General features: G+C 69.8%; 24 protein-coding genes. 11 read left to right on the forward strand and 13 right to left on the reverse strand.

Features of this window, described 5'->3' with window-relative positions; translation table 11 throughout:
• Positions 1 to 570 precede the first annotated feature (570 nt).
• Positions 571 to 1,050 carry an MSMEG_6728 family protein gene (locus OG753_RS07405; RefSeq protein ID WP_405787752.1) on the reverse strand — a complete coding sequence of 160 codons (480 nt, stop codon included), beginning with the start codon at positions 1,048 to 1,050 and terminating at the stop codon, positions 571 to 573.
• 271 nt (positions 1,051 to 1,321) lie between these two features.
• On the opposite strand from OG753_RS07405, the gene OG753_RS07410 reads away from it, so the two are divergent.
• The 3 genes from OG753_RS07410 (at position 1,322) to OG753_RS07420 (ending at position 3,789) form a co-directional block, all read left to right on the forward strand.
• Positions 1,322 to 1,648: a plasmid stabilization protein gene (locus OG753_RS07410; RefSeq protein WP_405787754.1), complete on the forward strand. Its 327-nt coding sequence runs from the start codon at positions 1,322 to 1,324 to the stop codon at positions 1,646 to 1,648.
• 106 nt (positions 1,649 to 1,754) lie between these two features.
• A complete protein-coding gene (locus tag OG753_RS07415; RefSeq protein WP_327260996.1) occupies positions 1,755 to 2,207 on the forward strand; it encodes an SRPBCC family protein in 453 nt (150 codons plus the stop codon).
• Positions 2,200 to 3,789, forward strand: coding sequence for a phytoene desaturase family protein (locus OG753_RS07420; RefSeq protein WP_405787756.1), 1,590 nt, complete (start codon positions 2,200 to 2,202; stop codon positions 3,787 to 3,789). Before OG753_RS07415 ends, OG753_RS07420 begins: the two co-directional genes overlap by 8 nt.
• Positions 3,790 to 4,091: 302 nt before the next feature.
• Here the strand turns inward: OG753_RS07420 and OG753_RS07425 are convergent, their stop codons facing one another.
• From OG753_RS07425 to OG753_RS07435, 3 genes are all read right to left on the reverse strand, one after another.
• Positions 4,092 to 4,298, reverse strand: a complete 207-nt coding sequence (locus OG753_RS07425) for a hypothetical protein (RefSeq protein ID WP_327260998.1) — start codon at positions 4,296 to 4,298, stop codon at positions 4,092 to 4,094.
• A gap of 119 nt (positions 4,299 to 4,417) precedes the next feature.
• Positions 4,418 to 4,603 (reverse strand): hypothetical protein, encoded by a 186-nt coding sequence (locus tag OG753_RS07430; protein ID WP_405787758.1) that lies wholly within the window; start codon positions 4,601 to 4,603, stop codon positions 4,418 to 4,420.
• Positions 4,604 to 4,633: 30 nt separating this feature from the next.
• On the reverse strand, positions 4,634 to 5,107 hold the full coding sequence (locus OG753_RS07435; RefSeq protein WP_327260999.1) for a hemerythrin domain-containing protein: 474 nt from the start codon (positions 5,105 to 5,107) through the stop codon (positions 4,634 to 4,636).
• A 214-nt stretch (positions 5,108 to 5,321) separates the two neighbouring features.
• On the opposite strand from OG753_RS07435, the gene OG753_RS07440 reads away from it, so the two are divergent.
• Positions 5,322 to 5,555, forward strand: coding sequence for a DUF6479 family protein (locus tag OG753_RS07440; protein ID WP_405787760.1), 234 nt, complete (start codon positions 5,322 to 5,324; stop codon positions 5,553 to 5,555).
• A 345-nt stretch (positions 5,556 to 5,900) separates the two neighbouring features.
• Positions 5,901 to 6,482 carry a DUF2231 domain-containing protein gene (locus OG753_RS07445; protein WP_405787762.1) on the forward strand — a complete coding sequence of 194 codons (582 nt, stop codon included), beginning with the start codon at positions 5,901 to 5,903 and terminating at the stop codon, positions 6,480 to 6,482.
• A gap of 117 nt (positions 6,483 to 6,599) precedes the next feature.
• Here the strand turns inward: OG753_RS07445 and OG753_RS07450 are convergent, their stop codons facing one another.
• Positions 6,600 to 7,040: a hypothetical protein gene (locus OG753_RS07450; RefSeq protein WP_327261002.1), complete on the reverse strand. Its 441-nt coding sequence runs from the start codon at positions 7,038 to 7,040 to the stop codon at positions 6,600 to 6,602.
• Positions 7,041 to 7,446: 406 nt separating this feature from the next.
• Here OG753_RS07450 and OG753_RS07455 point away from each other — a divergent pair, with 406 nt between their 5' ends.
• A complete protein-coding gene (locus tag OG753_RS07455; RefSeq protein WP_405787763.1) occupies positions 7,447 to 7,815 on the forward strand; it encodes a PRC-barrel domain-containing protein in 369 nt (122 codons plus the stop codon).
• A 67-nt stretch (positions 7,816 to 7,882) separates the two neighbouring features.
• Here the strand turns inward: OG753_RS07455 and OG753_RS07460 are convergent, their stop codons facing one another.
• From OG753_RS07460 to OG753_RS07485, 6 genes are all read right to left on the reverse strand, one after another.
• A complete protein-coding gene (locus OG753_RS07460; RefSeq protein WP_405787765.1) occupies positions 7,883 to 9,154 on the reverse strand; it encodes a peptide ligase PGM1-related protein in 1,272 nt (423 codons plus the stop codon).
• 278 nt (positions 9,155 to 9,432) lie between these two features.
• On the reverse strand, positions 9,433 to 9,648 hold the full coding sequence (locus tag OG753_RS07465) for a hypothetical protein (RefSeq protein ID WP_327261005.1): 216 nt from the start codon (positions 9,646 to 9,648) through the stop codon (positions 9,433 to 9,435).
• Between the two features lie 216 nt (positions 9,649 to 9,864).
• Positions 9,865 to 10,095 carry a DUF5133 domain-containing protein gene (locus OG753_RS07470; RefSeq protein ID WP_327261006.1) on the reverse strand — a complete coding sequence of 77 codons (231 nt, stop codon included), beginning with the start codon at positions 10,093 to 10,095 and terminating at the stop codon, positions 9,865 to 9,867.
• A gap of 133 nt (positions 10,096 to 10,228) precedes the next feature.
• Positions 10,229 to 10,567 carry an STAS domain-containing protein gene (locus OG753_RS07475; RefSeq protein ID WP_327261007.1) on the reverse strand — a complete coding sequence of 113 codons (339 nt, stop codon included), beginning with the start codon at positions 10,565 to 10,567 and terminating at the stop codon, positions 10,229 to 10,231.
• Positions 10,564 to 11,841 carry a PP2C family protein-serine/threonine phosphatase gene (locus OG753_RS07480; protein ID WP_405787767.1) on the reverse strand — a complete coding sequence of 426 codons (1,278 nt, stop codon included), beginning with the start codon at positions 11,839 to 11,841 and terminating at the stop codon, positions 10,564 to 10,566. The genes OG753_RS07475 and OG753_RS07480 overlap by 4 nt, the downstream gene beginning before the upstream one ends.
• Positions 11,841 to 12,644 (reverse strand): alpha/beta fold hydrolase, encoded by an 804-nt coding sequence (locus OG753_RS07485; protein WP_405787769.1) that lies wholly within the window; start codon positions 12,642 to 12,644, stop codon positions 11,841 to 11,843. The genes OG753_RS07480 and OG753_RS07485 overlap by 1 nt, the downstream gene beginning before the upstream one ends.
• Positions 12,645 to 13,136: 492 nt before the next feature.
• Between OG753_RS07485 and OG753_RS07490 the strand changes: the two genes are divergently transcribed.
• The 4 genes from OG753_RS07490 (at position 13,137) to OG753_RS07505 (ending at position 19,735) form a co-directional block, all read left to right on the forward strand.
• A protein-coding gene (locus OG753_RS07490) for an IS5 family transposase (protein ID WP_405787056.1) occupies positions 13,137 to 13,954 on the forward strand; the annotation gives its coding sequence in 2 pieces (ribosomal slippage) (positions 13,137 to 13,479 and positions 13,479 to 13,954; 819 coding nt in all).
• Positions 13,955 to 14,728: 774 nt separating this feature from the next.
• Positions 14,729 to 16,423, forward strand: coding sequence for an alkaline phosphatase D family protein (locus tag OG753_RS07495; protein WP_405787770.1), 1,695 nt, complete (start codon positions 14,729 to 14,731; stop codon positions 16,421 to 16,423).
• A 1,086-nt stretch (positions 16,424 to 17,509) separates the two neighbouring features.
• Entirely contained in the window at positions 17,510 to 18,259 is a 750-nt protein-coding gene (locus OG753_RS07500) for a transposase family protein (RefSeq protein WP_405787771.1), read from the forward strand.
• Positions 18,260 to 19,480: 1,221 nt separating this feature from the next.
• Entirely contained in the window at positions 19,481 to 19,735 is a 255-nt protein-coding gene (locus OG753_RS07505) for a hypothetical protein (protein WP_405787773.1), read from the forward strand.
• 65 nt (positions 19,736 to 19,800) lie between these two features.
• On the opposite strand, the gene OG753_RS07510 is transcribed toward OG753_RS07505, so the two are convergent.
• On the reverse strand, positions 19,801 to 20,163 hold the full coding sequence (locus OG753_RS07510) for a transglycosylase family protein (protein WP_405787775.1): 363 nt from the start codon (positions 20,161 to 20,163) through the stop codon (positions 19,801 to 19,803).
• Positions 20,164 to 21,342: 1,179 nt separating this feature from the next.
• Between OG753_RS07510 and OG753_RS07515 the strand changes: the two genes are divergently transcribed.
• Positions 21,343 to 21,657 (forward strand): Hsp20/alpha crystallin family protein, encoded by a 315-nt coding sequence (locus tag OG753_RS07515; RefSeq protein ID WP_327261013.1) that lies wholly within the window; start codon positions 21,343 to 21,345, stop codon positions 21,655 to 21,657.
• 194 nt (positions 21,658 to 21,851) lie between these two features.
• Here the strand turns inward: OG753_RS07515 and OG753_RS07520 are convergent, their stop codons facing one another.
• Positions 21,852 to 22,292, reverse strand: coding sequence for a hypothetical protein (locus tag OG753_RS07520; protein ID WP_327261014.1), 441 nt, complete (start codon positions 22,290 to 22,292; stop codon positions 21,852 to 21,854).
• Positions 22,293 to 22,327: the final 35 nt, after the last annotated feature.

Raw genomic sequence — 22,327 nt, forward strand, 5'->3', positions numbered from 1 at the left:
GGCATGAAGGCCGGGGCGCCAGTCGTTGAAGTCGCCGACCACGCTGACCTCGGCCGCGGGGGTGTCGGCGGGCAGCGCGAAGGTGATCTTGGCGCAGTTCTTGCGCAGGGCGCGTTCCAGCACGGTAGGGCTGCTGACGAGGGTGGGGCGGGATACGGGCCCATGCTCGACGTCGGGCATGGGCCGGGACCGCTGACGTTGCCGTCCAGGTCGCCGGGTCACCCACCCGCCACACTCGGCACGACCCAGGCACCCCCGCGTGTGACAGTCCAGATGGGAAGACCGAACGACGGGTTGTCCCACGCAAGCAGGGCCCGGCCGCCCGGTAGCCACACCGGCCGGGCCCTGCGCCACACGACACAGGTGGAAGGGGTCGCTGCCGCGACCGGCACCACGGTGGAGGTGACCCGCCCGGGCAAGGGCTACGCCCACTTCCGGGACAACGACATCCTCTCGGACCGGTTCGGTCTGCATCTCGCACGCTCGGGCATCCGGCTCACCCAGCGCCAACCGTACGAGGGCGTAGGCGATCCCGGGCGGGGTTGCTCCCCTCCGCGCAAGGTCCGGCGCTCATGGCACGCCGTCCGTCTCCCGGTCGGACCGGGGCCATACGTACGGCAGGTCGGCCGGCACCCCAGGGAAATGCTCCTGATAGAAGGCCGGGTCCTTGCGCACCAGCGCGGACTGATGGCTTCGATGGAAGTCCGGTGCGCCCAGCCACGGCGGCAGGTCCCCGTCGACGGCCAACTGCTCCTGCGCCCGCGGGGCTCCCCCCGGCTGCCACGCATCGAAGTCCTGGACCAGGGTGACGGCGCAGGTATCGGCATGCCCTTCGGCGGTCCAGACCCCGCAGATCTCCAACCCGTACCGGACGAGTGCCTCCTCGTACCCCGCCCACATCCGCACCGCGGGGTGCCTGCGCCATCCGTACCCCGGAACGACCAGGCCACGCAGCACCTGCACGGCCTCGACGCGCTGCTTGCCGAGCCTCCGCACGTCCAGCACGGCCGCCGAGGCGTCGAACGAAGGAAACGGAAGGAACGTCTGCACAAGGTCTCCCTCCGAAACGGCGGCTCAATCGGAACCCCTGTGCCGCGGCCCACTGCCCTGCAGGCACAGTGCGAGCCTGGCAGAGGCCACGGAGTAACGCGCCCGCGCGCCTCCCGTTCGGACGATCGGCTCCCGGTCTCCCCATGTGCCACAACGAACACCACGACAAGCCTTCGCGACAAGAGCTATCGGTCCGAATTGCGTGAGATGCGGCGTAATCGGGGTACGCGCACCATGACCGTGACATCACACCGGCGACGAAGGGTCCGTCATGCCCCGAGGGTCCAGCCCCAAGCGCGAGCGTCAGTACGAACACATCAAGGAGTCGGGCGAGAAGCGCGGCATGTCGGAGGAACGCGCGAAGGAGATGGCCTCCCGCACGGTGAACAAGGAACGCGCCCGTTCCGGGGAGAGCAAGACCGCGAGCCGCAGTTCCACGCAGGGCAAGTCCGCCTCGCAACGCGGCGGCGAGAAGTCCCGCGGCGGCAGCTCCTCCGAACGCACCAAGGACGACCTCTACCAGGAGGCGAAGAAGCGCGGCGTCGATGGCCGCTCCACGATGACCAAGCAGCAGCTCAAGAACGCCCTCGGCCGCTGACCGTGTGACACGCCCTCGGGGGCCGGGCCCCTCCGCCCTCCCCCGGCTCGGGTACTACTCACGCGATGCGCACCGTCCGGCCGTTCCGGTAGCAGGAGGAGTTCCCGTGGCAGTCCGTCATCAGCTCATCCGGCGCCCCCCTCGAAGTGTGTGGGCCGTGCTCGCCGACCCGACCCTGTACGGGGAGTGGGTGGTGGGCCCGTCCGAGTCCACACCGCTCGATCAGGACTGGCCGGAGGTCGGATCCCGGCTCCGCTACACCGTACGGCTGGGCCCCTGGTCGACCGAAGGGGTGACCACGGTCCGGCATCGGGAGCCCGGCCGGGAGCTGGAACTGGAGGCGTCGTTCAAGGCCCTGGGCACCGCGAGGATCTTCCTCCAGCTCCGGCCGTGGGGCGAGGAGACTCTCGTCGTCTGCGACGAGCATCCCCTGCGCGGCCTGGGAGGGTCCCTGCACAACTCCGTCGTCGAAACGGCCCTCCAGCTCCGGCACCGGGGCATGCTGGCCCGCCTGGCCAGGGTCGTGGAGCAGCAGCCCGGCGAGGTGCTCCGTGCCTGACGCGGTGGTGATCGGCGCCGGCCCGAACGGGTTGGTGGCTGCGAACCTGCTGGCCGACGCCGGATGGAGCGTGGAGGTCCTGGAGGCACAGGAGGAGCCCGGAGGAGCCGTACGCAGTGACCGCGGGGTGCACCCCGACTACGTCTCGGACGTCTTCAGCGCCTTCTATCCGCTCGCCGCCGCCTCCCCGGTCCTCGCGGGTCTCGACCTGGCCGCGGAGGGCCTGCGGTGGAGCCACGCCCCGTCCGTACTGGCCCACCCGCTGCTGGACGGGCGGTGCGCGGTGCTGGAGCGCCGGGTGCAGGACACCTGCGCCGGCCTGGCCGGCTTCGCCGCTGCCGACGCCGACGCCTGGGAGGACCTGTACCGGACGTGGGCCCGGGTGGGGCCGGACCTCGTGCAAGCCCTGTTCACGCCCTTCCCCCCGATCCGCTCCGGGCTCCGGCTGGCTACGAAACTCCGCGCCTCGGGGGGCCTGCGGATGGCGCGGCAGCTGGCCCTGCCGGTGCGCCGGCTGGGCGAGGAGGAGTTCGCCGGGGACGGGGGCCGGCTCCTGCTCGCCGGCAACGCGCTGCACGCCGACCTGGCTCCCGAGGCGGCGGGCAGCGGCGGTTTCGGCTGGCTGATGTCGATGCTCGGCCAGAGCCACGGCTTCCCGGTGCCCGTCGGCGGGGCCGGTGTCCTGACTGTGGCGCTCGTGAGCCGCCTGCGGCGCAAGGGAGGTGTCCTGCGCTGCGGGGAGCGGGTCGCGTCCGTCGTCGTACGTGGTGGCAGGGCGGTCGGGGTCAGGACCGCGGGCGGGGAAACCGTCGGCGCGCGGCGGGCCGTACTGGCAGACACGTCGGCACCGGCCCTGTACCGGGACCTCGTGGGCGAGGAACACCTGCCGTCCCGCCTGCTGCGGGACCTGGAGCGCTTCCAGTGGGACTTCGCGACGTTCAAGGTCGACTGGGCGCTGACCGGCCCGGTGCCGTGGACGGCGCCGCAGGCCACCGGGGCGGGGACGGTCCACGTGGCCGACGGCGTCGACGGCCTGACCCGCTTCGCCGCACAGATCGCCATGGGACAGGTCCCCGACGAGCCGTTCGCCCTGTTCGGCCAGATGACCACCGCGGACCCGACCCGCTCACCGGCCGGCACGGAATCGGCGTGGGCCTACACGCACGTCCCGCAGCACATCACCTCCGACGCCGGCCCCGACCGCATCACCGGGCGCTGGGACACCGGCGACCAGGAAGCCATGGCCGACCGCATCGAAGCGCAGGTGGAACGCTTCGCGCCCGGCTTCCGCGGGCTCATCGACGCCCGGCGGATCCTGGCCCCCACCACGCTGCAGGCCATGAACGAGAACCTCCACAACGGCGCCATCAACAACGGCACCACCGCCCTCCACCAACAGGCGGTCTTCCGCCCCACCCCCGGCACCGGCCGCCCGGAGACCCCCATCAAGCACCTCTACCTCGCCTCCGCGGCCGCCCACCCCGGCGGCGGCGTCCACGGCGCACCCGGAGCGAACGCCGCCCGGGCCGCCCTGCGCGCTCACGGCCTCCACGCCCTCCTCCACCGCGCCCAACACGTTTGAGGCATACGGCCACGTGCGACCACATCCCAACCCCGGCACGGCGAAGGCCCGGGTCCGCACAAGGGAACCGAGCAGCACGGTTGGTCGCCCGACGTCGACGAGACCCGGCAGCGGGGCAATCCGAGCGCGCATCGCTCCTTCCACCCGGAGGAGTACGCCCCCGCCAAGGGCCCCGGCCGCAAGGTCTCCAAGGACCCATCCGCCTCCACCGGCGTCGACCCGCAGGATCCGCCCGGGACGCGCAGCGCCGGGTGACTCACGGGCCGCTCGCAGCCCGAGCCCGCCCGTACGAGGGTCCTCGGTCAGGTGTCCCGGCCGGCAGGCTTCGCGTTCCCGGCGGCTCGACGCTGCGCATGGCTGCCCGGAGTCGATACGTCGCCGGCCTCGCCTTCGTGCGTGTCGGGAAGCACCGCTTCCTCCGCCTCCTCACGGGCCTCCGGGTCGCCGCTCTCGCCGGGAGCCTGCGACGGAGGGGTAGGCGCCGGGTCGCGCTTCCTGGACGTGGTCATCGCGTACTCCGCTCATCGCTCGTCACATTCCTGTCGGTAAGCCTCGCGTCCGCCCGGTTCGGCCTCCACATCACATCGGCCACGGACACGGAGGGTCCTGCCCGAGCCGCCGCGGCGCCTCACGGCTTGATCGTCGCCTCCGCACACCGAGTGACGACGGATGCGAGTTCGTGCCCGTCGGCGTACAGCCGGCGCTGCGTGCGGGCGCCGTTCCCCCGTTCGTGCAGGTGCGCGATGCCTTCCCGGACCCGCTCGTCATCGCCCTGCCCCTTCAACGCAACGCGGTCGAGGCCTTGTACCAGCACGTGCGCGAGGGAGTCAGGGGCAGGACGCAGTCAGTGCTTGGCGCTCGGGACGGCAAGGGGCTCGCCCGGAGCCTTCTTCTTCGCCTTCTCCATCTGTTCGCCGAGTTCCGTGAGGCGGTTACGGCCCATGGCCTTGCGGACGTCGGGGAACCACTCCTTCTCCTCTTCCTCGACGTGGTGGCGGACGTTCTCCATCAGCACGCTCATCTTTGCGTCGAACCGCTCGTCTGCTGCGTCGAGGTCCTTGAGCTCGGAGAGCATCCACAGCACGACGTGGTGCTCCTCGATGCTCTCCAGGACGTGGTCCTTGGTGTCGGGCGCCGCCTCCCGGGCAGCCGGGTAGAAGATCTTCTCCTCGATCCAGGTGTGGGTGGTCAGCTCGTCGATCACCTGGTCGGCGATTCTCCGCTTCTCCGCGTGGGCATCGTCGCCGGCCTTCTCGAACTGCTTGAACAGCTTCTCGACCGTCTTGTGGTCTTCCTTGAGCAGCACGATTCCGTCCACCACAGCCTCCAGACTTCGCAGCACCGGGCGACGCGGCCGGCCACCCCAGGCCCGTGTACCCGGCCCACCCTCGGATCGCTCGTCCGGAACGGGGGATTGGCCAGGACGGGCGACACGTCTACGCCGTCCGCTTGGGAACACAGGGAAGGCACACCCTTCGGCATAAACCCGTTCGACGTCTGGTATGTCCGCGCATCGCGGGTAGGGGCCGCGCATGACTGCTATCGAAACAATCGCGGCCGAAGGCCAGGCCTCACTCTTCCTCATCTTCGCCGGAGTGGTCCTCGTCGTCCTCCTGATCGGTGCATTTTGGTACGGGAGTAGACGCCGGCGCCGGGAGACACCTCCAGCCGCGCAGAACCCCGTCGCACAGCGCCGCGAGGACTCCTGGCAGACCCCGGACGAGCATGCGCGCGACCAGAAGGACCAGGAGTATCCCCACGCGTGAACCGGACGGGTCGGCCCGACCGATCCGACGGCTCGTACCGGCCACAAGGATTTTGGGCCCCGAAGCCCCGCCTATCCCCCTGGTCAATAACTCTGCCGGAGGAAACATGCCTCATGGGGAGAACGATCCCCTCGCCTATCACGACGGGCGGCCGGCCCGATGAGCAGGAGCTCTGCGCGGGCCTGCGCAGGAACCAGTCGGAGAACCAGCCGGATCGGGACGGTGGTGGAGACCGGAGACCGGAGACCGGAGACCGGGGCGGGCTCCCCCATGTGGCGGGCCTGTCGTTCGGGTGCAGTCGAGGCCACGGCGGGACGGCTGCAGGGCAGCGGGTAGGCGTCGTGTATGAACTCACGCACCCGCAACACCTCTCCCACGGACGGGCCGACCACGGCCCTCGACACTGCTTCGGCATGCTGGCTGAAGACCCTGGACCGGCTCAAGCGGACGACAGTGGCCGATCCGGCCATCAGGGCGCTGCAGCGGGGGATCCGCTCACTCCCCCTGGGCGGCATGCGCGATCTGCTGCGTGGCAGACCGCTGGGCCACCCCGTGCACCCCGTGCTCGTGCAGGTCCCCATCGGATGCTGGCTGTCAGCCTCGGTACTCGACTTCGTGCCCGGAACACACCACGCGGCTACCACCCTGACCGCCGTCGGCCTGGCCGGCGTCGCACCGGCCGCGGTCGCCGGCTGGGCGGACTGGGCGGACCTGCCGCCCGAGCAGGCCCGGGTCGGCCTGGCCCACGCAGCCTCCAACGTTGCTGCGGTGGCCTGCTACACAGCGTCCCTGACCGCACGGCTCCGCAGCCGCTCGGCGAAGGGCCGGCTGTGGGCCCTGGGCGGGCTGGCTGCCGTAGCCGTCAGCGGCGCGCTGGGCGGACACGTGGCCTACCGGCAGGCCGTAGGAGCGCACGCTGCAGCATGAGGAGCCTGTGCGGCGCGCCTGCCTCATCCCTCTGTCGAGATCCCTCTGTCGAGCCGCGGTCGGTCACCTGGGTTCCGGCGGCCCTCACCCACGCCCCCAGCCGAGCGCGGCCTTCTTTCAGGAGGGGGGCGTTGCGGTGTGATCAGGATGGTGAGGGGTGCGGCGAATCGTTTTGAGGCGGGCCTCCAAAAGGTGGTCGCGCCCTCCGGCCACCTCGTCGACGATTCTCCGTTCCACCGCGGCGAAGGGCTGGTAGTAGGTGGCGTTGTAGGCCTCGATGATCTGGAACGTCCAGTGGCCCGGGATGACGTTGCGGCCCACGATCTCGCGCTCGACGCGGGCGGCCTGTTCCTCGTGCCCCGCCTCGCGCAGGAGCTGGGCCGCGTCGCCGAGCTCGAAGTCCGCGGTTCCGGTCAGCTGGTGGAACCCGTAGAGGTGGCCGCGGGCCCTTTCCGTGGTTTCCAGCGCCTTCGAAAGCGCGCCCAGAGCGCGCACCGTCTTCTCGTCGACACCCTCCGGAATCTCGTGGGCCGGATCCATCTCGTGATTGCTGTCCATGGAGAATGTTCTGCCCCAACGCCCTCTCGCCGAGTGGCCGATGGGGCCATCCGGCGTAAGGCGACTCTCCACGTGCGCGCGGCCCCGGCGCGGGTTTCGCGGTGAAGATTCTCTGGTGGGTGGCTATCGCAGTCCTGATCCTGTGGCTGATCGGTTTCGTCGCCCGCCCCAAGGGCGGTAGTGGCCGCTGGTAGCCGTAACTCAGCAGGATCCTGCTCACCCCCAATGATCGACGGCCGCCCCCGGTCCGGAATTTCGATCCGGGTGCGTGAAGTCGCAAAGGCGGGGCAGGCGAAGTTCAGGCGGAACGCAGGACCATCCGCCGAGCACGACGTACGGAACAAGGAGGATCGACGGAGAAGCACCTTTCCGTCGTCCTCCATTGACCGGAGGAGTTGTTTTTCGCGTGACTGAGCATGTGTGGAGTTACCAGCCGACCTCGGGCCACCTGGCCGGTACGGATCTGACCGGCTACAAGGTCGAGGCGACCGACGGCAGCATCGGCAAGGTCGACAAGCACTCCGACGAGGTCGGTGACGCCTACCTGGTGGTCGACACCGGTGTCTGGATCTTCGGCAAGGAGGTCCTGCTGCCGGCCAGCACCGTCGTCAGGATCGACCCGGAGGAGCAGAAGGTCTTCGTCGACCGCACCAAGGAACAGATCAAGGACGCTCCCGAGTTCCACCGCGACAAGCACCTCGGCGACGCCGGGTACCGGGAGGAGCTGGGCACCTACTACGGCACCGGCGCCCCCTTCGGCGGCCGCCCCGCCTGATCGCATTCCCGTACGACGAGGCTGGTCCCGGCACCCCCTGGGTGCCGGGACCAGCCTCGTGACGGAGTCAGCCACCCTCGAATTCGAGGACCTCGGCCAAGACGGTTTCCTGCTCCTCCACGTCCCCGGCACTCCTGGCGATCACCGCGTACCTCCAGGAACGGCCGTCGGGCGGCGCGTCCGCGTAGAGGACCACGCCCTCGCCGAGATCCGGGTCGAACGCAAGGCGGGAAGCGCGCAGCCGGGCGAGCGCCTCATCGAAGTCCATGGGGGTCCGGGTCGAGCCCTTCGCCACCGACCATGCCGGGGGCGGCGCGGCCGATCCCGCAGTCAGCCGGGTGACCATGGCGTGGGGTGTGGTGGTGGCCGTACGGCGGATGTTGCTCTCACTCGCGTACGCGACACCCTCGGTGTCCACCAGCGCGTCGAGCCCGAAAGGCCCGGCGTAACCGTGGTCGGCCAGGTGGCGCCCCAGGGCCGTCCCCCACTCCTCCAGCGCGTCGGCCACGGGCGCTCCGGACGGCGGCAGCGGAGAGGCGTATCCCGTGAAGGAGCCCTGAACCGTGCGCATCGCACCGCTGAAGAGCGCGCGCGTCCCGGAGGCGGAGACTTCCAGCTGGATGCTGACCGACTCGGCGACGTCGAGGCACTCCTCCACTACCCACAGGCCCTCGGGCCCACCGACCGTGTCGAGCATCAGGCTCGCCCCGCCACGCAGGTCGTCGCGGGACACGAAGCGCATCCCGTGCCCTCCGGCCGAACGGTCGGGCTTCACCACGACACGCTCGTGATCCCGCAGGAGATCGCGCGCCGCGCCTTCCACCTCGGGGCGTCGGCACATCCGGCCCGCCGGCAGCCGCATGGCCAGTTGTCCGGCCGTCTCGCGGAAGCCGGTCTTCGTATTGAGCAGCATGGTCATCTGCAGCGCTGCTTCGGCGGCCTCGACCGTCGGGTACGGGTGCACCGCGATGCCGATGTCCCGGGCGAACGCGATCGCCGCCGCGTCCAACGCCGTCGGCAGCAGCGCCGCACCCCGGTCACCGGCGAGAGCCCGGACCTGCTCGACGAGGCCAGCCTCGCGCACCGCCCGCGCCAGCGGAACGGCTCCGGCGGGGGGCACCTCGACGACCGCCACCGATTCCGGGGGCACCCCGGTCAGGTCGTACACGTACCGCAAGAATTCCCGGCTCAGCGGCACGGGAGTGACGAACACGTCCCCCGGCCGCAGCAGCCACGCCTTCCGCGGCGCCCACGTCGTCAGCATCTGACCCTCGTCGAGGTCCACCGCCAAGTCCGAGAGGAAGTTCGCGAAAACGACGATCGGGCCCGTCTCCGTCACCGCTCTGCTCCTCTGGTCGCCGCACGGCCGTCTCCGGTCGGGCACGAGTTCGGCACTGATCCCGCTGCCGGGCGCGGCTGGACGTAAACGGGAGGCCGCGTCCTCCGATTCGTCCGGGCAGGACCCCCTGGTGCTTGCCGTCCCGCCCCAACGGCATCGCGCGACTCACGACCGGCATCGCGCGACTCACGACGGTCGCCCTCTCGGGAACCGACCGCCGAGCACACCGCCGGGCCGCAGTCCCCCACCGGACGTCGCCACCTGGAACGTGGAATCGGTTAGGGAAACGGTTCCCACGCCTCGGGGCCGGCCCCCCTCCACTCCACGAAGTCGGGGTCGTTGAGGTCGACGTCCTCGGCGTTCTCCATCCCGGCAGCCGCGAGAAAGGCCCGAACATCTGCCGGACGGTGTGCCACTCCGATGGCAACGCCGTCATAGCGGACGCGGCGCCAGCCCTGCTGGTCCGGCGGGTAGATGATCAGCTTGGCGGCCATGGGCCCAGCCTCTGCCGCACCAGCCGCACCGGCACTTCTTCGCATCCGATCGGGTGACCTTCACCGGCAGCTGCCGCCGCGGGAGCCGTCCGCGGCCAGTCCAGGCCAAACTGTCCGCCTTCAGTCGGGAGCGTGCCCACGCACCACAGGCATCCCGCCTCGTGCCTCGCCTCTGCCTGCGTCAGAGCCGGTGGTGCCCACTGACGGCTGATTCGATCAGCCAGCGACAAGCACGGAGTCATCGAGGGTACCCGTGCCAGGCAGGTGATGGCGGGCGGCAATAAGGGCGGCGTGCACATCTGTCGTACCGGTGGACACGCAGAGCGCTCGCTCGACGTCCTCGATCTCCCTGCGCACGGGTGAGCCGCCTTCTGCGGCGTCGAGCACGGACAGCGCCCAGTACCGGTCGACGAGACCGGGGAGCACGGCCGGGTGAGCCATCAACATGGGTGGTTGCCTTTCACCGGCGGATTCAACAGGTGGCCGTCGCCTACCCGCCCGATCACCGTTGAACCCCGTCACGGCCTGCAGCCGCGTACGGCGAGCGACTGGCCTTCGTCGGGGTCAGACGGTGCTGCGGTCAGGGTTCGGTCGCGGACTCGGCCGCGGGATGGAGTGGGAAGACCTGGTCCAGTCCGACGACACGCAGGACGCGCAGCGTGTTGGCCGGCACCGCAGCGAGGGCGATGTCGGCTCCGGCCGACTGGGCGTGGTTGCGGGCGGCGATCAGCGCGCTGATGCCACTGGAGTCGCAGAACTCCATGCGGGCAAGATCCAGAACAAGGCGCTGGCTCGGCTTGAGAGGGAGGGCGGCAAGGAGGTGGCGTAGCTCGGCGGAGGTGTCGTAGTCGAGCTCCCCGATGACCGCTACCACCGGGCCGGTCTGGGTGTCCCGGACCTCGATGGTCAGCGGGCTCATGCCGGCTCCCGCGAACTGGCGGCGGGGACGCCGAGGGCGAGGAGGGCGGTGTCGTCGTCGAGGCCGTCACCAAAGCTGTCCAGCAAGCCGGTCAGTGCCCTCATCACCGATTGCGGGGACCGGCTGGCCTGATCGGTGGCGAAGGCGCGCAGGGCTTCGTCTCCGTACAGGTCAGTGCGGCTTTCGCCGGTGCGGGCTTCGGTGAGGCCGTCGGTGTACAGCAGCATGGTGTCGCCGGGCCCCAGGGTGGCAGTGGCGGGGGCGAAGGTCGCGGTGGGCAGGATGCCGACGAGGAGGCCGCCGGGGGTGGGCAGGAAGTCGGCTGTGCCGTCGGCGCGCAGGATCAGGGCCGGCGGGTGGCCGCCCGAGGCCAGGTGGACCGTGGCCTGCCCGGTCACCGGGTCGGGTTCGAGGGTGCCGAAGATGGCGGTGCAGTAGCGGGGGTCACCGCTGCTGTAGCGCTCGTGAAGGACTCTGTTCAACGTGGTGAGGGCTGAGACGGGGTCGGGGTCGTGGAGGGCTGCGGCGCGCAAGGTGTAGCGGGTCAGCGAGGTAACGGCGGCGGCTTGCGGGCCCTTGCCGCACACGTCGCCGAGGAAGAAGGCGAAGCGTGTGGCGTCGAGGGGGAAGACGTCGTAGAAGTCGCCGCCGAGCCTGTCGGGTGAGGCGGTGCGGTAGTGCGCGGCGCTCTCCATGCCGGGGATGGGCGGCAGGGTGTCGGGCAGCAGCGACGACTGGAGCGCGGCGAGGGCGTCCTGGAGGCGGGCCCGGTCGGCTTCGGCCTGCCGGTGTGCTTGCTCGGCGGCTTTGCGGGCCCGCAGGAGTTCTTCTTCGTAGGCGCGGCGGTCGCGGGCGTCGAAGAGGGTGGTGCGGATCAGCAGCGGCTCACCCGTGACCCCGCGCTTGACCGTGGAGGAAACCAGCACCGGCATGCGGACGCCGTCGGCGTTTTTGATCTCCAGGGCCACGCCGCCGATCTCGCCCTGCATCCGCAGCAGGGGCGCGAAGTGGGTCTCGTGGTAGAGCTTTCCGCCCACGGTCAGGAGGTCGGTGAACCGCATCCGGCCCGCCACCGCCTCCCGGTTCAGGCCCAGCCAGTCCAGCAGCGTCGTGTTGATCTTCGCGATGGTGCCGTCCATCAGCGTGGACAGGTACCCGCACGGTGCGCACTCGTACAGCTCCTCCGCGCTGTCCTCCAGCAGCGCGGCGAACACCGCATCCGAGGTCTTTTCGTCGTCGGCGTCGTACGGGTCCTGCTGACCGGTGCGGCACATCACCGCAGGCCCGCCAGGAAGCCGGCGATCGCTTCGTTGGTGGCTTCGGGTGCGGACAGGTGCGGGCAGTGCCCGGTCGCATCCAGGGTGATCAGTGTCGAGCCGGGGATCGCCTGGTGCACGAAGGCGCCGACCTCGCGCGGGGCGATGGCGTCCTGGGTGCAGTCCAGCACCAGCGTCGGCACGCTCACCTTGTTGAGGTCGTCCCTCGAGTCGGACAGGAAGGTGGTGCGGGCGAAGACGCGCGCCATCGCCGGGTCGGTTGCGCAGAAGCTGTTGGTCAGCTCCTCACCGAGTTCGGGCCGGTCCGCGTTCCCCATGATCACCGGCGCCATCGCCGCGGACCAGCCCAGGTAGTTCGACTCCAGCGAATCGAGCAGCTCCTCGATGTCCTCGGAGGAGAACCCGCCCCGGTAGCCCTCGTCGTCGATGTACCGGGGAGAGGGCGCCACCATCACCAGCGCCCCGATCCGCTCCGGAGCCATCTGGGCGGCCAGCACACCGATCATCGCGGAGACCGAATGCCCCACGAACACCGCGCCTCGCAGGTCGAGCGCGTCGCACACGTCCACCACGTCCTGGGCGTAACCGCCGAGGGATGCATAGCGGGTCTCGGAGAACGCGGAGAGATCCGAGCGGCCCGAACCCACGTAATCGAACAGCACCACCTGGTAGTCCTCGGCCAGGGCGGGGACGGTGAGGTGCCACATGTTCTGGTCACAGCCGAATCCGTGCGCAAGGACCACCGTCGGGCCATGGGGATTGCCGGTGACGGTGACGTTGTTCCTGCGCTGGATATCCATACCGAGCAGTCTCTCAGGCCCTCCACACCACTCCTGCAAGCCCCCGGATCACCCCACACACCCCACCCCACGCCTTCACACGTCCCTGAGGCTGCCTTGCGGACGCCGACCGATTCCGGCGCCGTCGGCCGCCGGGATGGGCTCGATCCCCCCCCAGCCGGCCACGCGGACGGTACGCAGACGCCGGTCAATCAAGCGCAGGCGCCAGGGCCGTAAGCACCGCACCGGGGTGCTCGGGGTACCCGGCGGCGGATGCGCTGCATGTGGGCGCTTGGGTGGAGCTTGGGCGCGTGACCAGGTAGCGCTCGCGAGGTGCGCCCCGGGCAGAACGCGGCCGAGAGGTCCGTACTCGCGTCGCTCGCCGCGGTTGGCGGCCGCAGCCAGGCCGCCACCGCCTTGCTCTTGCGGCCACCTGTCGGCCCCGCAGTTGCTACGGCCGGAGCCGGCGCACTAAGACCGTGTCCTATGTGGTGAGGCGTCGTTGACGTCGGTATGGGGCGGGGTACTTGGAGTTGGATTGTTCCGGACGGGCTGTGGGAGATCGCGGAGCCGCTGATCCCACCGTCGAGAGTGCGGCCGCAGGGCGGCGGGACGCAGGACACGCCTGATGAGACGCTGTTCGCCGCGATCATCTATGTGCTGGTCAGCGGGTGCGCCTGGCGGGCTCTGCCACCCTGCTTCGGGATATCGAAGTCGACAGCCCACCGCCGGTTCCTGATCTGGTCGAGGGCCGGAGTCTGGGGCCGGCTGCACGAGGAGATCCTGCACCGGCTCGACGACGCCGGCCTGCTCGACCTCTCCCGCGCGGTCCTCGACTCCGCCCACGTCAGGGCTAAAAAGGGGGCGAACTCACAGGTCCGAGCCCCGTGGACAGGGGCAAGCCGGGTTCCAAGATGCACGTCCTGTCGGACGCGGCAGGACTGCCCCTCCTCGTCGGTCTCTCGGCCGCCAACACCCACGACAGCCAAGCGCTGAAGCCCATGGTGCTCGGTCACCAAACGAGACACGACCCCCACCGCGGACGCCACTTCAAACCCCAGCGCCTCCACGCCGACAAGGCCTACGACATACCTGAACTGCGGAAATGGCTACGCGGCAAGCGGATCGGCGTCCGTATCGCCCGCAAAGGCATCGAGTCATCAGAGCGACTTGGGCGACGCAGGTGGGTGATCGAGCGGACCATGTCCTGGCTGACCGGCTACCGCAGACTCAACCACCGCTACGAACGCCATCCCCGCAACTACCTGGCCTTTCTCGGCCTCGCGGCAGCCCTGTGCTGCTACAAGCGACTCGTCCGCCTCACCACATAGGACACGGTCTAAGCCCAGCGGCGCGGCAGGCAGTCTTGGCCTGGGTCAGTCCGCGCAGCAGATGCTGCGCGGCCCAGGTCTCAGGCCGCGAGTCCCGCCGACGCTCAGGCGCTCTTGTCCGACCGGACTGCGGGCGCCCGTACGGTCGCAGGGCGGGGTGGGAAGGGTTACGCCGGGTTGATGTTCTCAGCCTGGGGGCCCTTCTGGCCCTAAGTGATGTCGAACGTCACGGCCCCCGAGGCGCTGATCAGGACCGCGGCATCGCTGGAGATGCTCACACGTGCTGTCCCGTCCACGCACCATGTCATGGACGACAGCGGAAGCCGCCGCGGCGCCCCCACCATCCACCGACCCCCCGCCAACTCGGTGCGGTGTTACCGCTGATCAGTGACATGCACAGCACCTGTCGAGACGCGCACGCGACGAAAAGCATCGGCCGGGGGCCCCGCGCAGAGCTGGGGGCTGCCGTTGCGTTTCCACTTACCCCCGCTTACCGGCGTCACGACCGTCAGGTGAACCAGGATTGGCAGAGGGGTTTTTCGGTGCGTTGGTATGGGACACCACCGACCACACCTGCACCGAGACCCCGCCGTCGGCGGCGCGGGCGGCCGTACGCGTCCAGGCGCGGGCCGTCGCTGCTGACCCGCTGCTCCCGTGTCCGCCAGGTCCGACGCGGGGCCGGCCGGGCAGCGCATCGGCGCCGTTTCCGCCGCCGTTCAGTACTGTACAGAGCGGCCGTTCCGTACCGTGCGGAGCACCGGAAGGGGACTCGCGATGGCCGGTCTGAGGCTGGGCCCGCTCCTGCGCCACGTGGACTGGGAGTCGGGCACGAGCGCGACGGTGTGGGTCGAGACCGACCGGGCGTGCACGGCGGAGGTCCGGTGCACGGGCGGCGGCGGTGGTTCGGCTCCCACGTTCTGCGTCGTCGGCCACCACTACGCACTGGTGGTCGTGACCGGGCTCGCCCCTGGGTCCGCCACAACGTACGAGGTGCTGCTCGACGGCGAGCGGGTGTGGCCCCTCGCGGACTCGCCCCAGCCCCCCAGCACCATCCACACGCCGCCGGTCCCGGCGACGGGCGCGGTGGTCGCCTTCGGCTCGTGCCGGTGGGCGGCGCCTGCTGCGGGCGAGCCCGATCCGGTGGGCCCCGATGTCCTCGACACCCTCTCCGCCCGGCTCGCCGCCGACCCGGAGGCCGAGCGTCCGGACGTTCTCCTCCTCCTCGGCGACCAGGTGTACGCGGACGAGACGTCCGCCGACACCCGCGCCTGGATCGCCCGGCATCGGCGGGCCGCCGGCACCGGCTCCGCCGCCCCGCCGGACCAGGTCGCCGACTACGAGGAGTACACCCACCTCTACGACGAGTCCTGGGGCGACCCCGAACTGCGCTGGCTGCTTTCGACCGTACCCAGCTGCATGATCTTCGACGACCACGACGTCATCGACGACTGGAACACCAGCGCCGCCTGGGTAGCCGACATGCGGGCAACGCCCTGGTGGCACGAGCGGATCACCAGCGGCCTGATGTCGTACTGGGTCTATCAGCACCTCGGGAACCTCTCCCCCGCCGAGCTCGCCGAGGACGAGCTGTACGCGGCGGTACTGGCGGCCGACGACGGCACGGAGGTGCTGCGCGCGTTTGCCGAACGCGCCGACGCCGATCCGGCGACGGTGCGCTGGAGCTACCGCAGGGACTTCGGCCGCACCCGGCTGCTGATGGTCGACACCCGGGCCGCGCGGGTGCTGGAGGAGCAGCACCGGGCGATGCTGGACGCCGAGGAGGCGGCCTGGCTGCGGACGCAGGCGTTCGATGATCCCGGCGGCGTCGACCACCTGCTGGTCGGGACCTCGCTCCCGTGGCTGCTGCCCCCGATGGTCCACTTCGCGGAGGGCTGGCACGCGGCGCTCTGCCGGGGCGAACGCGGGCCGCGCTGGGCGCGCTTCGGTGAGTGGCTGCGCCGACGGGCGGACCTGGAGCACTGGGCGGCGTTCACCTCGTCGTTCGAAAAGCTGACGGAGACGGTCGCCGAGGTGGGGAGGGCCGAGGCCGCCCCGGCGACGGTGTGCGTGCTCTCCGGGGACGTGCACCATGCGTATGTGGCGGAGCCCGTCTGGACCACCGGGCGGCAGCTGCGCTCCCGTGTCTTCCAGTTCACCTGCTCACCCCTGCACAACTCTGTGCCCGCAGTCATGCGGGTCGGATTCCGTTTCGGCTGGAGCCGGTTCGCCAAGGGGATCGGACATCTCCTCGCCCGCCACGGACGGATCGCGAGACCGGCGGTCCGGTGGGGGCGCACCGGCGGACCCTGGTTCGGCAACCAGTTGATGACGCTGACACTGCGCGGACGTACGGCCCGGCTGCGGCTGGAGAGGGCCTCGGATGGTGCCAAGCGGGGGCGCCGCGGGACCGACCGCGCGGGAGCGCGGCTCACCGGCGTCCTCGACCGCAGTCTGACGGACGGAAGTTGACGCCCCGCCGGACGGTCCCCCCAGTAGCTTCTTGGAGGCCCCGCAATGGGGTCACCCGGCCTCTTCCAGCGAGCCCAAGCTTCGCGAGACGTCCGGAAGGCTGAAGGCCAAGCCCGGCACCGGCTTGGTCCCGGGCCACCGCCCGCCGGCCTCCACCGGTGCCCCTGCCGCTGGCGGTGGCCCGGCGTTGGAGGGCTTCGAAGGACAGCCGGCCGGCAGCGGTGTCCCAGGCGACGAACTCGCCGTCGAGGACCAGGTCCTCGGGCAGTTGCTCGGCAACGGCGACCAGGACGGGAACGTGTCCTGGACGAGGCATCCGCGCCGGGTGTGCGGAAGCAGTCGGCCGCCGCGGCCTGCGCAGGTGAAGAGGAGCGCGCGATGGCCGTGCAGCGCGCTGTCCTGGAAGCCGCGGCCGCCGCCATGGCGGAGAGCGGCTCTTCCCTCGCTGTCGGGAGCGAGGCGTCAGCGCGCCTCGCACCGCCGCCTGAACGTCCTGTGGGCCCTCATACGCGACGGCCGAACCTTCGAAATCACCGCACCACCAAGCCCCATACCACTGAGCTAACACGCTCACAGCGAGTCACCAACCCGGCTTGACAACCCCATTGGGAATCAGTGGTACTGCCTGACACAGGAGCATTGCGCGGGGCCGGGCCGGGATGGTGCTTCCGGTTCGCCGGCTGTCTTGGAAACGAGACGTCAGTCCTCCCTCACTGTCCGGCGGACCAGCCCCACGGGTCCGGCCGGTCCCGCCTACAGCCCTCGGGCCACGCAGGCAGCACAGCACGCCTTCTGCCCCCGGCCCTTTCCCGATGGGTGTGCAAGGCAACGCCACCCGTCCCGCAGCCTCAGGCGTGGCTGTAAGGCTCACCGTGTCATTGCTGCGCCCGAGTGGAGTAGAGCACCAGCTCGGTGCCGGGAATCCAGCCGTTCGACGCGCAATCATCACAGCAGGGGCCGTTCGACCACTGAGCTCTTTCGGCCTGGCCACTGATCGGGTGACGGTGGCAGGGCATGTAACGCACGAGGCTCCCGTGCCGTTGGGGGAGGTGTTCGAAGTCTCAACCCATCGGCACAGGAGCCTTGTTGGTTCCCTATCCTGCCGCACTCGACCTTCCGCATGCTTTGGTCGAGTGGGTCACCATGCTCATCGTCACCCGTGAGGGTGACCGGCGCTGCAAGCTGCCGCCGCACCAGCGTGCGCTGGTCGCCTTGGTGTACCTGCGCAAGCACGACTGCCTCGCCCAGATAGCCGCGGGTTTCGGGATCTCCGTCGGCACCGCCCACGCCTACGTATCCGCCGTGATCGCTCTCCTCGCCGACAGGGCTCCTGGCCTGCTCAAGGTCCTGCGCGAGAGTGATCCGGACTACGTGCTGCTCGACGGCACCCTCGCGGAGTGCGACCGGACCGGAGACGGACGGGCCGACTACTCCCACAAGCACCGCCGGCACGGCGTGAACGTGCAGGTCGTGACCGACCCGACGGGCCACATGCTGTGGATCTCGCCCGCGCTGCCCGGCCGTGCCCACGACCTCACCGCGGCCCGCGCGCACCGGATCATCCGAATCTGCGAACGCCAGGGCGTCCCCGTCCTTGCCGACCGCGCCTACCAGGGAGCCGGACCGTGGGTGACAACCGGGCGCAAACGGCCTCCCGGCGGCGAACTGTCCCCGACCCAGCGCACGGTCAACCGAGCACTGGCCCAGGCCCGGGCACCCGTCGAACGCGGGATGGCGCGGCTGAAGTCCTGGCGCATCTTCCGTCGGTCCCGCGTAAGCCCCAACCGCATGACGTCAATCGCCGCAGCCGTGCTCACCCTGGAGAGGCAACGCTGAAAACGCTCACTGACTCACTCCGAGGAGCGGGGCCAGCTCGCCGACGTACCTGAGCGCACCAGCAACGAAGCCACGGCCGTGACGCCGGGATGGAGAGCACACGGATGAACAGGCCACGGCCCAGGTCCGTGAGAAGGCTGGCCATACGGCTGAGCTGGCGAAGAGCAAGACACCCGAGCCGCTCCTGCACACAGCCGCTCAAACCGCAGAGCACGTCCGTGACGCCGCATCGCGGGCCGGACACCTCGCAGCCGACAAAACCCCCGATGCAGTCCGTGAAAAAGCTGTTCGCGCGGCGCACGGAGCAGGATCCAAGTGGACCCCACTGCTTTCAGCGGGGATCGCCCTCCTCGTCTTTCTCCTCCTGCGCCGCAGGCGGCGGAACCGCTGAATCATCGAGAGGACTGTGAAGGTCTGGCACTGCCAGCACCCGATTTGCCCGAGCGACGCGACCGACGGGACTCTGCTGATGAGCTGGCCCGACCCACTGACATGCGATGCAGGCCGCCTCGACGACCGCGCTGCAGGTGGCAAGCGCGGAAGGAGATCGCTGCCCGTCCATTCCGGTTTCCCAAGCCGCCACAACCGCCGTTCTCTCGGCCGGGCCTGGAGCGGGGTTCCTCCTCCTGCCGAGCTCGCGCATGGATCGGCGGCGACGCGTCGAACGGTGCAGGTCGGTCCGGTGGTCACTGTGCCTGAACGGGCCCGCGGGCGGCTGTCTGCTGGTGTGAAAGCAGTCCCGGCGATGGCTTGGATCGTGTCACGTCAGGTGCTCGCGTCGGCCGTGGTGGCGAGCGGGGCCCGCCAGTTCTTGAGATGCGCGATTCCGTGCTCGAAGTGGATGCGGCGTGACGAGTGTGCTTGCGCCGGCGTTCGTAGATCCCCTCGTACCACTTCGATGGGTTCTTCTTGACCTTGCGGTGCGGTGGTGTCACCACGCCGCCGCCGGTCAGGGCGCCCAGGCCCTGATGGGCGGCGTCGGCAAGGACCTCCACGGCCGGGCCGCCAGTCAGGTGTTGACCAGGCCTGACTGCCGGGCGTGGGTAATGCCGGCGCAGCTCGCCGGCTGGGCCGGACTGCAGAACGGGAGCCCGACGCCGGCGTGAGTGAGGACCATGGCCTTGATGGCGTTCTGCTTGTTCTTGCCGAGGACGAACTTCTCCCGGCCCTTGCAGCCGACGGCATCCGCGGACCCGGATCTCCGTGCCGTTGCCTCGCCGCATGGGTACGGAGCAGGCCGCGTGCGCCACGGCCAAGATCCGGGCCTTGGACGCCGGCGCCGCCGACCGTGACGTAACCGTTCAGCATGGACGAGCTCCTGGCGCGCGTCCGGGCGGCCACTCACAGAGAAGAGACCCGGCAGCCACGCAGGCCACCGAGGTCTCGGTCGTCACAGCTGACGAACGCCGGTGGCTCTGGCCCAACCACCGGAATGGGTTCGGCGCGAAGATGGGCGCGATCGGCAACAAGCGCTGACCGTCGGTGCGTCCAGTCCGGAGCTCCCCCGCAGGGCGGCCCACCCTCCTGTCGGAGGGTGCCTTTCAGCGGCGGCGTGCGCAGGTCCAAGCCCCCATGCCCTGGATCTTGGCGAGTCTCCTCGCCGTCGCGATCTGCTCCGCCTTGGTGGCGAGGTCCGCGCGTGGTGCGTACTTGCGACCCCCTGCCGCGTTCCAGCTCGACTGGGTGAACTGCAACCCGCCGTAGTGGCCGTTGCCGGTGTTCGCCCGCCAGTTCCCGCCGGATTCACACCGTGCGATGGCGTCCCAGTCACGGTTCGGTTTGGAGTGCACCGCAGCGGCATCAGCCCCGGAGGCGTTCAGCAAAGCCACAGTCAACAGGACTACAGGGACCAGTAGTTGGTTGATCACGCTCCGGCTTCGCCGGTCCTTGCGTTGACGCGACATCAGTCCTCCTTCGCTGTTGGGGCGGGCCTGCCACGAACAGCGGGCGGGCCCGCGAACGGCCCCCTTCGGGCCGTTGCCACAGCACAGCACGGACCGACGCACCTTCAGCGGCACTTACCGTCGGCGAAGGAGTGACGCCACCCGAACGGACGCTCTACGGCCCCTCGGGAGGTCTCCCCTGTGCAGAAGGAACCCGCCCGGAAACGTGACACGCCGAAGTGACGGCTCCAACCAGCGCGCCCTCCACGCCGACCCCGGCGCTACCATCGCCGTCATCGGCGAGCACAACGCCCGCAAGACCACCTTGCTGCGCACCCACCCTCCGCGGTCTCACCCCGCCGCCGCTCGCCTAACTCTCCTTCGGTCAAACCGAGTTGCCGCACCTGGTCCCGCACCAGCGCGACATTGTCCGGCTACCACAGGGCAGGGGGGCCGTTGGCCGCGTCCGCTGCCCAACTCAGGCCGACGGCCTGCGCACCCACGACTACCCGATACCGTCCAGCTGGCCTCCCGGCTCCTCGTACCACCTGGGTACCGTCATGCGCATGGTGCACTCCGACCTGCCGGCCAGCACACGCACCGTGCGAGCGTCACGCGCCAACACGTGGCACGCCGACTCGGTCGAGTCCGAGAGCCACGCCCTCGGCGTCAAACGCGCCCGGCCTCACCGAGGATCGTGACGGTCAGTCCGCTCTGGCAGACATCTCCTCGACCAAGGCCGCCAGCTGAAGTCCGGCAACCATCGGTCGGCGACTGCACTTTGGCTGCGGAGGGCACGTACCAAGGAAACGCCACGATCCCGTCTCGATTCCGCCGATGCCTGAGGCAGTCCCCGATCCCCGCTGACCATGGACACCGCCCCTGCTGCGGCGTTTCGCGGTCGCCTCACCGATCGGCCTGGCCCGCTCCGCTACGCATGGCGGCCGGGGGATCGGGGAAGACGTATTGTGCAAGAAAGAGCCACTACCCACCCACTTGGTATATATGCACTACATGTGACGAGGGAGCGGGGATACTGTCATGAACTTTTCGGTTCGACGGAGTTCCGGCGACACCATGTGGCGCCGCCCCAGCGCGGGCTGGTTGGATCCCCGGCATCCTTTCGGGTCCATGCGGCACCACATGGGCCACTTTCTGGAGCAGGGAAACCTCGCCCAGGCCAGTCAGGGGTGGACGCCCTTGACCGAAGAGGAGGAGACCGAGGACGCGTACGTGATCAAGGCCGAGATGCCCGGCATTCCCCGCGAGAACATCACCGTGGAGATGAACGGCAACGATCTGTGCATCACGGGCGAGCTCGACAAGAGGTCCGACAAGGTGCTCACCCAGCGCAAAGGCAGGTTCTGTTACCGCGCCAGCCTGTCCGGGGGCATCGACAGCGACAAGACCGAGGCCACTCTCGACAGGGGCGTCCTGACGGTCCGCATCTCCAAATCGGGTGAATCCAAGCCGCGCCAGATCCCCATTACAGGCGGTGACGACCGGCGCGTCTGAAACCAGCACACCGGAAAGAAGACCGACAGGGGTCAGGCGACGGCCGACGTCCTGTTTGAAGGCGCGCCGCCTGCGCGCGGGCGGAGAAGTCCTGCGGCACTGTGCTCGGCCGAGAGCGCGGCCCGGACGGCCTTCGTCCTGGTCACCTACCGAAAGGCCACCCGACGGCCGGTCTCGAATGGACAGGCTCCTTGTCACTCCATGATGGTGATCGGAGCCCTGAAGCTGTCCTCGGTAAGCAGGTCCAAGTCGAATACTCCGTCATTGGCCTGCTGCCAGACGCGTACGTACTTGGTTCTCGCCGCCCAAGTGCCGAGATCGGCGGTGTCAGCGCTGTACTGCTGCCAGGTCGTTCCGTGCTCGTCCAAGTGATCCGGCCAGGTGTCGGGCCTGTACGCCCACACGGTGACGTGGGTGACGCAGCCGATGGCCTGGCGGAACGGATGGTCGGAGGCAGCGGCCTCGAGGGGGGCTTGCAGGGAGCCGAGGCGCCGCAACCCGAGGGAAGCGAGGGAGTACACGACGACACCCTCACCCCTGTCCCATCCATCCGGGCGCACCGTGATGGCGTTCCCCTGGTAGTAGGTCGCGTCGTACAGCCTCGCTCCGATCTTCAGGCCAGGGTTGTTCGGCATGTCGTACTCCCGCGCCTCCGGGCTTGCGGTCCCGT

Source organism: Streptomyces sp. NBC_00029, from assembly GCF_045160505.1.
Classification (GTDB): domain Bacteria; phylum Actinomycetota; class Actinomycetes; order Streptomycetales; family Streptomycetaceae; genus Streptomyces.

Bases quoted from the DNA above. Each gene is read 5' to 3' on its own strand.
- OG753_RS07410 (WP_405787754.1), top strand. From the start codon at position 1,322: ATGCCCCGAGGGTCCAGCCCCAAGCGCGAGCGTCAGTACGAACACATC.
- OG753_RS07425 (WP_327260998.1), bottom strand. From the start codon at position 4,298: ATGACCACGTCCAGGAAGCGCGACCCGGCGCCTACCCCTCCGTCGCAG.
- OG753_RS07440 (WP_405787760.1), top strand. From the start codon at position 5,322: ATGACTGCTATCGAAACAATCGCGGCCGAAGGCCAGGCCTCACTCTTC.
- OG753_RS07445 (WP_405787762.1), top strand. From the start codon at position 5,901: ATGAACTCACGCACCCGCAACACCTCTCCCACGGACGGGCCGACCACG.
- OG753_RS07450 (WP_327261002.1), bottom strand. From the start codon at position 7,040: ATGGACAGCAATCACGAGATGGATCCGGCCCACGAGATTCCGGAGGGT.
- OG753_RS07465 (WP_327261005.1), bottom strand. From the start codon at position 9,648: ATGGCCGCCAAGCTGATCATCTACCCGCCGGACCAGCAGGGCTGGCGC.
- OG753_RS07470 (WP_327261006.1), bottom strand. From the start codon at position 10,095: ATGTTGATGGCTCACCCGGCCGTGCTCCCCGGTCTCGTCGACCGGTAC.
- OG753_RS07475 (WP_327261007.1), bottom strand. From the start codon at position 10,567: ATGAGCCCGCTGACCATCGAGGTCCGGGACACCCAGACCGGCCCGGTG.
- OG753_RS07480 (WP_405787767.1), bottom strand. From the start codon at position 11,841: ATGTGCCGCACCGGTCAGCAGGACCCGTACGACGCCGACGACGAAAAG.
- OG753_RS07485 (WP_405787769.1), bottom strand. From the start codon at position 12,644: ATGGATATCCAGCGCAGGAACAACGTCACCGTCACCGGCAATCCCCAT.
- OG753_RS07495 (WP_405787770.1), top strand. From the start codon at position 14,729: ATGGCCGGTCTGAGGCTGGGCCCGCTCCTGCGCCACGTGGACTGGGAG.
- OG753_RS07505 (WP_405787773.1), top strand. From the start codon at position 19,481: ATGGGTACGGAGCAGGCCGCGTGCGCCACGGCCAAGATCCGGGCCTTG.
- OG753_RS07510 (WP_405787775.1), bottom strand. From the start codon at position 20,163: ATGTCGCGTCAACGCAAGGACCGGCGAAGCCGGAGCGTGATCAACCAA.
- OG753_RS07520 (WP_327261014.1), bottom strand. From the start codon at position 22,292: ATGCCGAACAACCCTGGCCTGAAGATCGGAGCGAGGCTGTACGACGCG.